This is a genomic window from Streptomyces sennicomposti (assembly GCF_019890635.1).
Lineage (GTDB): Bacteria > Actinomycetota > Actinomycetes > Streptomycetales > Streptomycetaceae > Streptomyces > Streptomyces sennicomposti.
The window spans coordinates 1-13,146 of sequence record NZ_JAIOAB010000054.1; the positions used below are offsets into that span (position 1 = coordinate 1).

The 13,146-nt window shown below is 74.6% G+C and carries 10 protein-coding genes; 5 read left to right on the forward strand and 5 right to left on the reverse strand.

Features of this window, described 5'->3' with window-relative positions:
* Positions 1-85 precede the first annotated feature (85 nt).
* The 5 genes from K7787_RS24580 to K7787_RS24600 are packed head-to-tail and all read right to left on the reverse strand — an operon-like array spanning position 86 to position 5,795.
* Positions 86-1,396 carry a DUF58 domain-containing protein gene (locus K7787_RS24580; RefSeq protein ID WP_223002977.1) on the reverse strand — a complete coding sequence of 437 codons (1,311 nt, stop codon included), beginning with the start codon at positions 1,394-1,396 and terminating at the stop codon, positions 86-88.
* A complete protein-coding gene (locus tag K7787_RS24585) occupies positions 1,396-2,385 on the reverse strand; it encodes an AAA family ATPase (protein ID WP_223002978.1) in 990 nt (329 codons plus the stop codon). The genes K7787_RS24580 and K7787_RS24585 overlap by 1 nt, the downstream gene beginning before the upstream one ends.
* A complete protein-coding gene (locus K7787_RS24590) occupies positions 2,385-3,596 on the reverse strand; it encodes a DUF4350 domain-containing protein (protein WP_223002979.1) in 1,212 nt (403 codons plus the stop codon). Before K7787_RS24590 ends, K7787_RS24585 begins: the two co-directional genes overlap by 1 nt.
* On the reverse strand, positions 3,593-4,375 hold the full coding sequence (locus K7787_RS24595) for a DUF4129 domain-containing protein (RefSeq protein WP_223002980.1): 783 nt from the start codon (positions 4,373-4,375) through the stop codon (positions 3,593-3,595). Before K7787_RS24595 ends, K7787_RS24590 begins: the two co-directional genes overlap by 4 nt.
* A 4-nt stretch (positions 4,376-4,379) precedes the next feature.
* The gene (locus K7787_RS24600; RefSeq protein WP_223002981.1) at positions 4,380-5,795 is read right to left on the reverse strand and encodes a glycerophosphoryl diester phosphodiesterase membrane domain-containing protein; all 1,416 of its coding nucleotides are present in this window, start codon (positions 5,793-5,795) and stop codon (positions 4,380-4,382) included.
* Between the two features lie 140 nt (positions 5,796-5,935).
* Here K7787_RS24600 and mtnA point away from each other — a divergent pair, with 140 nt between their 5' ends.
* The 5 genes from mtnA (at position 5,936) to K7787_RS24625 (ending at position 13,024) form a co-directional block, all read left to right on the forward strand.
* Entirely contained in the window at positions 5,936-7,078 is a 1,143-nt protein-coding gene (gene mtnA, locus K7787_RS24605) for an S-methyl-5-thioribose-1-phosphate isomerase (protein ID WP_223002982.1), read from the forward strand.
* A gap of 149 nt (positions 7,079-7,227) precedes the next feature.
* The gene (gene mtrA / locus K7787_RS24610; RefSeq protein ID WP_009188938.1) at positions 7,228-7,917 is read left to right on the forward strand and encodes a two-component system response regulator MtrA; all 690 of its coding nucleotides are present in this window, start codon (positions 7,228-7,230) and stop codon (positions 7,915-7,917) included.
* 1 nt (position 7,918) lies between these two features.
* Positions 7,919-10,072 carry an MtrAB system histidine kinase MtrB gene (gene mtrB / locus K7787_RS24615; RefSeq protein ID WP_223002983.1) on the forward strand — a complete coding sequence of 718 codons (2,154 nt, stop codon included), beginning with the start codon at positions 7,919-7,921 and terminating at the stop codon, positions 10,070-10,072.
* On the forward strand, positions 10,062-11,912 hold the full coding sequence (locus K7787_RS24620) for an LpqB family beta-propeller domain-containing protein (protein WP_223002984.1): 1,851 nt from the start codon (positions 10,062-10,064) through the stop codon (positions 11,910-11,912). Before mtrB ends, K7787_RS24620 begins: the two co-directional genes overlap by 11 nt.
* A 287-nt stretch (positions 11,913-12,199) precedes the next feature.
* Positions 12,200-13,024, forward strand: a complete 825-nt coding sequence (locus K7787_RS24625; RefSeq protein ID WP_223002985.1) for a ComF family protein — start codon at positions 12,200-12,202, stop codon at positions 13,022-13,024.
* Positions 13,025-13,146 lie beyond the last annotated feature (122 nt).

Consider the following 13,146-nt stretch of genomic DNA (forward strand, 5'->3'; position numbering starts at 1 on the left):
GGGAAAACCCCGCACCGTATGGTGCGGGGTTTTCTGCGTTTCAGGGGTCGAAGACCCCTTCTCAGAGGTGCACAGGCTCACGGATTCAGAGCCGGCCGGCTGCCTTGAGAGCGAGATAGGCGTCCGCCAGGGCGGGTGCCAGGTCGTCCGGCGTCGCGTCCACGACCGTCACCCCGTGCCGGCGAAGCTGCTCGGCGGTGCGCCGGCGTTCCGTCTGGGAGCGGGCCGCTGCCGCCGCTTCGTAGACCGCGTCCACGTCGCCCCGGGCCTTGGCCATCTCCGCGACGTGCGGGTCGGCTACCGAGGCGACCAGCACCGTATGGCGTTTGGTCAGTTGAGGGAGTACGGGCAGCAGGCCTTCTTCGACGGGCGCCGGGTCCAGGCTGGTGAGGAGGACGATCAGCGAGCGGCGTGGCGCCGTGCGCAGTGCGGTGGCCGTCAGGCCCCGGGCGTCCGTCTCGACGAGTTCCGGCTCCAGCGTCGCCAGTGTGTCGACCAGGGACGGCAGAAGGTTGTTCGCGGTGCGGCCCTGGACCAGGGCGCGTACCCGGCGGTCGTAGGCGAGCAGGTCGACGCGGTCGCCGGCGCGTGCGGCGAGGGCCGCGAGGAGCAGCGCGGCGTCCATGGCCGCGTCCAGGCGGGGCGCGTCGCCCACGCGGCCGGCGGAGGTGCGGCCGGTGTCGAGGACCAGCAGGATGTGCCGGTCGCGTTCGGGACGCCAGGTGCGCACGGCGACCGTGGTCTGGCGGGCGGTGGCGCGCCAGTCGATGGAACGGGTGTCGTCGCCGGGAACGTACTCGCGCAGGCTGTCGAACTCGGTGCCCTCGCCGCGGGTGAGGACGCTGGTGCGGCCGTCGAGTTCGCGCAGCCGGGCGAGTTTGGACGGCAGATGCTTGCGGCTGGTGAACGGCGGCAGGACCCGTACCGTCCAGGGGACTTCGTGGGCGCCCTGGCGGGAGACGAGGCCGAGGGGGCCGTAGGAGCGGATGGTGACGCGGTCGGCCTGGCGGTCGCCGCGGCGGGTGGGGCGCAGCCGGGTGGTGAGGCGGCGGCGTTCGCCCTGCGGCACCGTCAGGCGGTGGCGGGAGGCCGTCGTCTCGGTGCCGGGCTGCCAGCTGCTCGGCGGCCAGGCGTCGCGCAGTTCCGCCCGCAGCGGGCGGCGGGTGGTGTTGGTGACCGTGAGGGTGACGTCGGCGGTCTCGCCCAGACGGGCCGAGGTGTCGCCGGAGCGGGTCAGGCCGAGGCGGCGTACGGGGGCCGCGAGGGCGTAGTCGCAGGCGCAGGCGAGGGCCAGAGGTGCGTTGACGGCGAGGACGCCGGTCCAGCCGGCGTCCCAGATGCCGACGGGGAGGGCGCCGAGGGCCGCGAGGAGCGCGGTGCGTCCGGTGAGGGCCATCAGCGGGGGACCGGGACGTGGGCGAGGATCGCGTTGATCACCGAGTCGGCGGTCACGCCCTCCATCTCCGCCTCGGGGCGCAGCTGCACGCGGTGGCGCAGGGTGGGCAGGGCGAGGGCCTTGACGTCGTCGGGGATGACGTAGTCGCGGCCGGTCAGCCAGGCCCAGGCGCGGGAGGTGGACAGCAGGGCGGTGGCGCCGCGCGGGGAGACGCCGAGGGTGAGGGACGGCGATTCGCGGGTGGCGCGGCAGAGGTCGACGACGTAGGCGGCGATCTCGGGGGAGACGGTGGTCTTGGCGATCGCCGCGCGGGCCGCGTCGAGGTCGGCGGGTCCGGCCGCGGGGTGTACGCCGGCGGCGTGCAGGTCGCGCGGGTCGAAGCCGGCGGCGTGGCGGGTGAGGACGTCGATCTCGTCCTGCCGGGAGGGCAGGGGGATGGTCAGTTTGAGCAGGAAGCGGTCCAGCTGGGCTTCGGGCAGGGGGTAGGTGCCCTCGTACTCGACGGGGTTCTGGGTGGCGATGACGAGGAAGGGGTCGGGGAGGGCGCGCGGGGTGCCGTCGACGGTGACCTGGCGTTCCTCCATGGCCTCCAGCAGCGAGGACTGGGTCTTGGGCGGGGTGCGGTTGATCTCGTCGGCGAGCAGGAGGTTGGTGAAGACCGGGCCGGGCTGGAAGGAGAAGGCGGCGGTGCGGGCGTCGTAGACGAGGGAGCCGGTGACGTCGCTGGGCATCAGGTCGGGGGTGAACTGGACGCGCTTGGTGTCGAGTTCGAGGGCGGCGGCGAGGGTGCGGACGAGGAGCGTCTTGGCGACTCCGGGGACGCCTTCGAGCAGGACGTGGCCGCGGCACAGCAGGGCGACGACGAGGCCGGTCACGGCGGGGTCCTGGCCGACCACGGCCTTGGCGATCTCGGCGCGCAGGCCTTCGAGCGCGGACCGGGCGGCGGCCGCGTCCCCGGGGTGCCCGGCGTTGTCAGTGGTCGGGTCCATCATGGACGGCGTACCTCTCTTTCGAGGGCGTCGAGTCGGTCGGCGAGGGAGACGAGGGCCGCGTCGTCGCCGGGCGGCGGGCCGAAGAGGAGGTCGTGCAGGGGCTGTGCGTCGCCGTCGAGGTGGGCGGACAGCGCGGGCAGCAGGGTCTCGGGCGAGTGCGCCTGGGGGGCGGGGACGCCGACGAGGGGGGCGAGGCGGGTGCGGGTGGTGGTGCGCAGCGCGGTGGCGGCGCGGTCGCGGGCGTTCACCTTGCGGTAGAGGCGGGCGCGGCCTTCGACGGTCTCGGAGGCGCGGATCGCGACGGGGAGTTTTTCCAGGACGAGGGGGCCGAACCGGCGGGAGCGCCACAGGGCGGCCAGGGCGGCGGCGATGAACAGCTGGAGGGTGCCCCACAGCCAGCCGGAGGGGAGCAGGTCGAAGAAGCCGCGTTGGCCGGTGTCGGGGGCGGCCGAGTCGTCGGTGAGGGAGGGGAGGTACCAGACGAGATGGGGGCGCGAGCCGAGGAGCTGCAGGGCGAGCGAGGCGTTGCCCTGCTGGTCGAGGCGGTCGTTGTAGAGGATGTCGGGCGCGCCGAGGACGACGGTGTCGCCGCCCCGGGCCTGCGGGAGGCGCAGCAGGGTGGGCAGGTCGTCGTAGGGGTAGCAGGCGTCGGCGTCGGGCGCGGTGGTGGAGTAGCGGATGCCGCCGGTCTCCGCCCGGCCCGCGCGTCGGGCGGCGGGCAGAGCGCAGTCGGGGGCGAGCGCGGTGTCGAAGCTCGGTGCGGGGTCGGCGGTGACGCCGGGGGCGAGACGGCCGACGGAGGGGGTGTCGGGTGCGACGAGGACGGTGCGTCCGCCGGCGGGGGCGGTCGCCGTGTGCAGCCGGGTCTGCTGGGTGCGGGTGAGCAGGTCGGGGGCGGCGATCAGGAGGGTGGTGTCCGGGCCGGCGGCGGCGCGGGCCTCGTCGAGGGTGGTGACCACGCGGGTGCCCACGCCGTGGTCGGCGAGGACGGCGGCGACGGCGCGGCTGCCGTAGGGGTCGGCGGAGCGCGGGTCGAGGCGGCCGTGCTGGTCGTTCGAGCGCAGTACGGCCACGGCGAGGGCGCCCGCGACCAGCAGGACGAGGGCGAGGACGATGCCGCGCGCGCGGGTCCAGGTCTGGCGGGCGGTGGGGGCGACGGAGGTGGTCGCGGGGGTGGCGGGCGCCTCGGTGGTGGTGGGGGCGGTCATCCGGCGGCTCCCTGGTGGGCGTGGGGGGCCGGGGCGCGGTCGTCGCCGTCGAGCTGGGGGCGGGTGCGTTCGAGTTCCTGGTCGAGTGCGGCGATGCGCCGGTACGACTCCTCTGTGGCGGTGCGGCCGCCATATGTGACGTCGTCGAAGTCGCGGGCGGCGGCGTGCAGGCGGTCGGTGTGGCCGGGCAGGGTGCGGCCGGCTTCCGCGGCGGCCTCGTCGGCGGTGCGGCCGGGGCGGGTGTCGAGGAGGGCGCGTTCCTCCAGGGAGCGGACGACGGCGCGCATGCGTTCCTGGAGGGCCTGGCTCCAGTGGCCCTGGGCGGCGTGCGCCTCGGCGGCGGCGCGATGGTCGGCGGCGCTGCGGGGGCGGTCGTCGAACAGGGCGGCGGCGGAGACGGGCCCGCGGCGCGGGCTGCCGAGCCGCCACCACAGGGCGCCGAGCACGGCGAGGACGGCCACGATGACGACGACGAGGCCGGTGGCGCCGCCGGGTGTCGCGGCCGACGCCGAGCCGAACAGTTCGCCGATCCAGTCCCAGAGGTGGTCGAGGGCGCGTTGCAGCAGGCCGGGGTCGTTCTCGTGGTACATCCGCTTGGACAGCTCGCGCCGGGCCGCCTCCCGCGCGGGGTCGCGCGGGAGGGTGACGGGGGGTTCCCCGTCGGCGCGCGCCCGGCCGAGCAGGGTGTCGGCGCGGGCGGACAGCAGTGGTCGTACGGCTTGGCGTGCCGCGTGCCCGAGGGTGGGCAGCGCGGTGAGAACTCCCCCCGGCGAGTTCACGGCATCAGCTCCCCGAGGCGGGTGCGCCGGGGTTCTGGACGCCCGCCGCGCGGGCCAGTTCGAGGTCGAGGGCCTCGCGGCGGATGCGCTGGTCGATGTAGAGGAGCACGGTGACGCCGGCGCTGATCGGGAACTTGATCATGGAGCCGATCACCGCGCCGACCCCGCTGACCAGGAGGTAGGTCCAGCTGATGTTGCCGGTGCCGTTCAGGACGCCGGAGACGCCCTCGTCGGTCATCGCCGCGCCGACGAGGCCGAACGGGATGGCGATCACCGCGGAGACGATGCCGGCGATGAGGGCGGCCAGCAGCTGGATGCCGAAGACCCGCCACCAGGCGCCCTTGACCAGCTTGGCCGAGCGGCTCATCGCCTTCTTGACGCCCTGCTTCTCCAGCATCAGCGCGGGCGAGGCCAGGGAGAAGCGGACCGCCAGCCAGATCGCGACCACGCCGGAGCCCAGGACGCCCAGGACGGCGATGCCGGTGCCCGCGACGGGCGATCCGGACACGCTCACGAGGACGCCGGGCACCAGGCCGACGGCGAAGACGCCGACGGCGATGAGCAGCAGGAGGAGGATCAGCCCGAACAGCTTGAGGATCCGCGGGCGCGAGTCGCGCCAGGCCTCGGCGACGGTGATCTGCTTGCCGAGGACGGCGCGGCTGGTGACCGTGGTGAGCAGCGCGGTGGCCAGGACGGTGCCGACCAGGGTGACCAGGAAGACGACGCCGGAGCCGAGCGCCGCGCTGCGCATGGCGCGCAGCAGTTCGCCGGTGGAGGCGTTCGGGTCGTCGAGTGCGTCCGTGCCGGCGCTGCCGAGGACCAGGCGCTGTACCAGGATGAGGACGATCTGGGTGACGACCGCGACGGCGAGGGAGATGCCGAGGACGGTGCGCCAGTAGGTGCGCATGGTGGAGACGGCGCCGTCGAGTATCTCGCCCACGCCGAGCGGACGCAGCGGGATCACGCCGGGCTTGGCCGCGGGCGGCGGGCCGCCCCAGCCGCCTCCCCAGGCGCCGTAGCCGCCGTAGCCGGGGCCGCCCCAGCCTCCGGGGCCGCCGCCGTAGCCGCCCGGTGCGCCATAGCCGCCGTAGCCTCCGGGGCCGGGCGGGGGGCCGTAGCCTCCGGGGCCGCCCGCGGGGGGCGTGCCCCAGCCGGGGGGCGGGGGCGGCGGAGGCGGCGGGGTCTGGCCGGTGGCGCCGGGGGAGCGGTCGGCCGGGGCGCCGGTGGGCGCGGACCACTGGCCCGCGGGCGGCTGTTCCTTGGACCACTTCACGCCGGGGCCCGCCGGGGGCGTGCCCGGCCGGTCCGCGGGCTGCGCGGGAGCGGGGCGGTCGGCGGCGTCGCCAGGTCCGGGCGTGCCGGGACGCTGGTCGTCGGACGGGGCCGATCCGGGCGAGGACCAGCCCGGAGTGTCGTTCATCGTCGCTCCTTCACGGTGCCCGTCCGCGGTCGCGGCGGCAGGTTGGCTGCCATCGTGCCATGGGGTGGTCTTCGGGTGACCGGCAGCGGTAGGGGCTGTGGCGCTTCTATTGTCCGGGGGATACGGGGAAGACTGACGGCATGGCTGATCAGTACGCGCAGACTCGTGAGGACAATCGGCCGGCGGGTTCCCCGGCCATCCGCTGGGAGGAGCCGCCCGAGGGTCCGGTCGTGGTGCTCCTCGACCAGACCAGGCTGCCCGCCGAAGAGGTCGAGCTGGTGTGCACGGACGCGCCCGCGCTGGTCGAGGCGATCCGGACCCTGGCCGTGCGCGGGGCGCCGCTGCTCGGCATCGCCGGGGCCTACGGGGTCGCGCTCGCCGCCGCCCGGGGCTTCGACGTGGACGACGCCGCCGCCGCGCTGGCCGGGGCCCGGCCCACGGCGGTGAACCTGTCGGTCGGGGTGCGCCGGGCGCGGTCCGCCTACCGGGCCGCGCTCGAACGGACCGGCGATCCGCGGCAGGCCGCCCCGGCGGCGCTGGCCGCGGCACGGCAGCTGCACCAGGAGGACGCCCGGGCCAGCGCCCGGATGGCCGAGCACGGGCTGGCGCTGCTGGACGAGCTGCTGCCCGGCGGCGGGCACCGCGTCCTCACCCACTGCAACACCGGGTCGCTGGTGTCGGGCGGTGAGGGCACGGCGTTCGCGGTGGCGCTCGCCGCGCACCGCACCGGGCGGCTGCGCCGGCTGTGGGTGGACGAGACCCGGCCGCTGTTCCAGGGCGCCCGGCTGACCGCGTACGAGGCGGCCCGCAACGACCTGGCGTACACGCTGCTCACCGACAACGCGGCCGGGTCGCTGTTCGCGGCCGGCGAGGTGGACGCGGTGCTGGTGGGCGCGGACCGGATCGCGGCGGACGGCTCGGTGGCCAACAAGGTGGGCACGTACCCGCTGGCGGTGCTCGCCCGCTACCACCACGTGCCGTTCGTCGTGGTGGCCCCGGTGACGACGGTGGACCTGGACACCCCGGACGCGGGGTCCATCGAGGTGGAGCAGCGGCCCGGGTACGAGGTGACCGAGCTGATCGCGCCCCAGATGCCGGCGACGGGGGCGGGCAGCGGCATCCCGGTGGCGCCGCTGGGCACGCAGGCGTACAACCCGGCGTTCGACGTCACCCCGCCCGAACTGGTGACCGCGATCGTCACCGAGGAGGGCGCGCTGTCGCCGGTGACCGGAAAGGGACTCGCCGAACTGTGCGCACGGTCGCGGCAGGCGGGGGCCGAGTGAGGGGGCGGTGGCCGGTTCCGTGACGGTCCGCGGGGGCGGTCCGCGGGGGTGTTCTCCGGTCGAGGGCAGACAGTGACGGCTCCGTACGACTATCGTCACAGGCCAGTGAGCTGCCTCACCTGGATCTTCGCAGCCGTTATGAGAATGGGATGATGTCGTTCATGAAGGGACGAGTCCTTGTCGTCGACGACGACACCGCACTGGCCGAGATGCTCGGGATCGTGCTGCGTGGTGAAGGTTTCGAGCCGTCTTTCGTAGCCGACGGCGACAAGGCGCTGGCCGCTTTCCGGGAGGCGAAGCCCGATCTGGTGCTGCTGGACCTGATGCTGCCCGGCCGGGACGGCATCGAGGTGTGCCGCCTGATCCGGGCCGAGTCCGGCGTGCCGATCGTGATGCTGACGGCCAAGAGCGACACCGTCGACGTCGTCGTGGGCCTGGAGTCCGGCGCCGACGACTACATCGTGAAGCCGTTCAAGCCCAAGGAGCTGGTCGCCCGTATCCGGGCGCGGCTGCGCAGGTCCGAGGAGCCGGCACCGGAGCAGCTGGCCATCGGCGACCTCGTCATCGACGTGGCCGGGCACTCCGTGAAGCGGGACGGGCAGTCCATCGCGCTGACCCCGCTGGAGTTCGACCTGCTGGTGGCCCTCGCCCGCAAGCCGTGGCAGGTGTTCACCCGCGAGGTGCTCCTGGAGCAGGTGTGGGGCTACCGCCACGCGGCGGACACCCGCCTGGTCAACGTGCACGTCCAGCGGCTGCGCTCCAAGGTCGAGAAGGACCCGGAGAAGCCCGAGATCGTGGTGACCGTCCGTGGTGTCGGCTACAAGGCCGGGCCGAGCTGACATGCCCGGGGACAGTGCCGCTTCGGCGTCCGGACGGTCCGGAACCCGCACGGGGCGGCCTGTCGGCCGTACGGGTGCGGGCTCCCGCTGGGGACGCCTCCTGGAGGGCGGGCTGCTGCACGGAGGCGTGCAGGGCAGCCCGGTGCTGCGCCTGCTCATACGCTGGGTGCGCCGGCCGCTGCTGCCGGTCATGCGGCTGTGGCGGCGCAACATCCAGCTCAAGGTCGTCGCCACCACGCTGCTGATGTCGCTCGGCGTGGTCCTGCTGCTCGGCTTCGTCGTGATCGGCCAGGTGCGCAACGGACTGCTGGACGCCAAGGTGAAGGCGTCGCAGAGCCAGGCCACCGGAGGCTTCGCGGTCGCCAAGCAGAAGGCCGACGAGGCCGCGTCCGGCACCGCCGGCGACGACGCCCCGGGCGACGGCCGCGCCTCCCAGAACCTCATCTCCTGGATGAGCGAGCTGGTCTCCTCGCTCTCCAGCGGCGGCCAGGGCGCCTTCGACGTCGTCACGCTCCCCACCGACGACGGCACCGGCGGGCGCGGCCCGCGCGCCTCCGGCCGGGTGGACCCCACCGCGAGCGTCCCCGAGGACCTGCGGGCGCGGATCAACGGCAGCATGACCGCCGCGCAGAGCTACACCCGCATCGTCTACAAGGACACCGACAAGAAGCCGCAGCCCGCGCTGGTCATCGGCAAGCAGGTCAACGACCCCAACGGCGACCCGTACCAGCTGTACTACCTCTTCCCGCTCAGCCAGGAGGAGAAGTCGCTCAGCCTGGTCAAGGGCACCTTGGCGACGGCGGGCCTGTTCGTCGTCGTCCTGCTCGGCGCCATCGCCTGGCTCGTGGTGCGCCAGGTCGTCACCCCCGTGCGGATGGCCGCCGGGATCGCCGAGCGGCTGTCGGCCGGGCGGCTCCAGGAGCGGATGAAGGTCACCGGCGAGGACGACATCGCCCGGCTCGGCGAGGCCTTCAACAAGATGGCGCAGAACCTCCAGCTGAAGATCAACCAGCTGGAGGACCTGTCGCGGATGCAGCGCCGCTTCGTCTCCGACGTCTCGCACGAGCTGCGGACGCCGCTGACGACCGTGCGGATGGCCGCCGACGTCATCCACGAGGCGCGCGAGGACTTCGACCCGGTCACCGCCCGTTCGGCGGAACTCCTCCTCGACCAGGTGGACCGGTTCGAGTCGCTGCTCGCCGACCTGCTGGAGATCAGCCGCTTCGACGCGGGCGCGGCGGCGCTGGACGCCGAGCCGATCGATCTGCGCGAGGTCGTACGGCGGGTGGTCAGCGGCGCCGAACCGCTCGCCGAACGCAAGGGCACCGTGATCCGCGTCGTCGGCGACCAGCAGCCCGTGGTCGCCGAGGCCGACGCACGCCGCGTGGAGCGCGTCCTGCGCAACCTCGTCGTCAACGCCGTCGAGCACGGCGAGGGCCGGGACGTCGTCGTCAAGCTCGCCGCGGCGGGCGGCGCGGTCGCCGTCGCGGTTCGCGACTACGGCGTCGGACTCAAGCCGGGCGAGGCGACCCGCGTCTTCAGCCGCTTCTGGCGCGCCGACCCGGCACGCGCGCGTACCACCGGCGGTACGGGCCTCGGCCTGTCCATCGCCCTGGAGGACGCCCGGCTGCACGGCGGCTGGCTGCAGGCGTGGGGCGAGCCGGGCGGCGGCTCGCAGTTCCGGCTGACGCTGCCGAGGACGGCGGACGAACCGCTGCGCGGCTCGCCGATCCCGCTCGAACCCAAGGACTCGCGCCGCAACCGGGGCGTCGGCGACGGCGCCTCGCAGGGCGGCGGCAAGCCGGCCACCGTACCGGTGCAGCAGACCGGCGAGCGGACGGCGGCGGGCCGGGGCCCGATAGCGGCCCGCCCGGCCGGACCGGCGCCCACCGCCGACCCGACGGCGCTGCCCGGCAACGGCGCGCGCGTGGTGCCCCGGCCCGCCTCCGGCGGCCGGCGGCCCGAGACGGCGGCCGGCCCGGACAGGGCGGCAGGCGTGGACACGGCGACCGGCGTGGACACGGTGACCGGCGGCGTGGACACGGTGACCGGCCCGGGCACGGCGAAGGAGCACGGCGCGGGCGGCCCCGCGGACCCGGAGGGAGCCGGGGCGCGGGACGCGAGACAGCAAGGGGAGGCATTTCGTGGGCGCTGAGCGCGAGGGGGGCGCGCGGCGTCGGCCGATGCGCGCGGTGGCGTACGCCGCCTGTGGGACGGTCCTGCTGGCCGGGTGCGCCTCGATGCCCGACAGCGGGGACCTGCGCAATGTGGAGTCCACCCAGCGGCAGGACGCCGAGGTGCGCGTGTTCGCCATGCCGCCGCGCGAGGACGCCCCGCCCGCGGAGATCGTGCAGGGCTTTCTGGAGGCGCTGACCAGCGACGATCCCACCTACGCGACGGCGCGCCAGTATCTGACCACGGCCGCCTCGCGGCAGTGGGACCCGGAGGAGTCCACGACCGTGCTCGCCAACGGGCCGGACATCCGCACCGAACGCTCCACCGGGCGCGAGGACGCCGGCGACTACGCGGTCACGCTGACCGGCAGCAAGGTGGCCCGGGTGGACCGCCAGCAGTCGTACGCGCCGCTGGACGGGCACTACGCGCAGGCGGTGCACCTGACCCGGGACAAGAAGACCGACCAGTGGCGCATCGACGCGCCGCCGCAGGGCGTCGTCATGGGCCAGTCGGACTTCCAGCGCAACTACATGTCCGTCAACAAGTACTACTTCGCCTCCAACACCGCCTCCGGCGCCGAGGCCGCGGCGGGGACGCCGGTGGCGGCCGTCGCCGACCCCGTCTTCGTGCGCCGCCGGGTGGACGCGATGACGCAGACGGTGCGTTCGGTCCTGACCGGGCCCACGCACTGGCTGCGGCCGGTGGTCCGCTCGAGCTTCCCGTCCGGTACGGCGCTGCGCAAGGGCGTGACCGCCCTGTCGCCCGACGACCAGAACCGGCTGACAGTGCCGCTGAACGTGACGGCGGCCAAGGTCGGCGACGCGCGGTGCTCGGAGATGGCGACGCAGCTGCTGTTCACGCTGCAGAGCCTGACCCCGACCGTGGACGCGGTGACGCTGCAGGGCGCGGACGGGCAGACGCTGTGCGCGCTCGGCGAGGACCAGGCGCGGGCGGTCGCCGCGCGCGGCGCCGAGAAGCGGCCCGAGTACCTGTACTTCCTCGACGAGAAGCGCCGGCTGGTACGGATGCCGGGCGCCGGCTCCGGCACGGGCGCCGAGCCGGTGCCGGGCGCGCTGGGCGAGGGCGTGCAGAAGCTCAGCTCGGCGGCCGTGTCGTGGGACGAGCGCACCGCCGCCGGGGTCGGCTTCGACAGCAGGTCGCTGTTCGTCGGCTCGCTGGTGTCGGGCGGCCCGCTCGGCGACCCCGTGCTGCGGAGCCAGGGGAAGACCGAGGACGACCGGCTGACCGCACCGAGCTGGGACGCGCGCGGTGATCTGTGGATCGCCGACCGCGATCCGGCCCGGCCGCGCCTGCTGGTGCTGGAGCAGGGCGCGGGGTCTCCGCTGGAGGTGAAGGCGCCCGGCCTGGACGGGCGCATCGACGCCGTGCGGGTGGCCGCCGACGGGGTGCGCATAGCGCTGGTCGTCCAGCACGAGGACGGCAACAGTTCCCTGGTCGTCGGCCGGATCGAGCGCGACGAGAGCGGGGGCCGGCCGGTGGTGTCGGTGCTGGAGCTGCGGCCCGCCGCGCCCGAGCTGGAGGACGTGACCGCCATGTCGTGGGCGGGCGACAGCCGGCTCGTGGTGGCCGGACAGGAGCAGGGCGGCGTGCAGACGATGCGGTACGTCCAGGTCGACGGCTCGACGCCGGAGGGGCCGACGCCGGCCGCGCTCACGGGTGTGCAGAAGCTCGCCGCGTCCGAGGACGAGCGGCTGCCGCTGGTGGCGTACTCGTCGGCGGACGGCATCGTCCGGCTGCCGGCCGGGGCGCAGTGGCAGAAGGTGCTCAAGGAGGGGGCGGCGCCCGTCTATCCGGGGTGAGGGCTTGTATCCGGGGTCAGGGCTTGCGTGTCCGGGGTGAGGGCTTGCGTGTCCGGGGGCGTTTGCCGGGCGCCGGTTCTTGTGCCCGGGAGGCGTGCTCCCCGGGTTTTGTGCCTGGGGGCGTCTCGCGCCCGGGGTGACTTTTCTGCGCCGGTGAGGTCCTCCGCGGGGGCGCTTCACTCGTGTGAGTGAGGCACCGGTCGGCGTGGACGGAGTTTTCCACAGGTGCTCGGGGCGGGTTTTCCACAGGGGTGGCCGGGGCGGTGCGGCGTCGGCACAGTGGATCCGTGCGCGGGTGGTGGCAGGACTTCACCGACCTGGTGCTGCCGGCCGAGTGCGCGGGGTGCGGCAGGCCGCGCACGGTGCTGTGTCCCCGGTGCCGTGCCGTCCTCGGCGGGTCCGCGCCGCGTCGGGTGCGGCCGGCGCCGGAGCCGGCCGGGCTGCCCGTTGTGCACGCGGCCGCTCCGTACGCGGACGAGGTGCGCGCCGTGCTCCTCGCCCACAAGGAGCGCGGCGCGCTGGCCCTCGCGGCCCCGCTGGGCGCGGCCCTGGCGGGCGCGGTGCGAACAGGGCTGCGGCGGGCCGGGCTCGAACGGGGCGGGCGGCCCGTGCTGCTGGTGCCCGTGCCGTCGGCGCGGCGCGCCGTGCGGGCGCGGGGGCACGATCCGGCGCGGCGGATCGCGCTCGCCGCGGCGGCCGGGCTGCGCCGGACGGGGACGCCGGCCAGGGTCCCGGCGGTGCTGCGGCAGCGGCGTGCCGTGGCCGACCAGTCGGGACTGGACTCCCGGCAGCGGCTGGCCAACCTCGCCGGCGCGCTGGAGGTGGCCCCGGGCGGTGTCCGGCTGCTGCGGGCGGGACCGGTCGTCCTGGTGGACGACCTGATGACGACGGGCGCCTCGCTGACGGAGGCGGCGCGGGCGGTGAGGTCGGCCGTGTACTTGGCGCGAGCCCGGGAAGGGATGGGGCTACGGAACTCGGGAACACGGCGAGAGGAGGAGGGCAACAGGATGTATGACGCATCGGAAATGACGGGTACGAACGGCGCAGATGAAGTGATCTGCGCGGCCGTCGTCGCGTCCTCGCCGGATTCCTTCGAAATAGGCCGGAACTAACTGCGATCTTGCGTCGTTGCAGGTAATGACAGGGGTAATTCACCTGAACGGAGGTACGCCGCAGTAGAGGGTGACGCCATCCGTCCGAGCGAGATATGTTCGGTTGTGAGGGAATGGCGCAG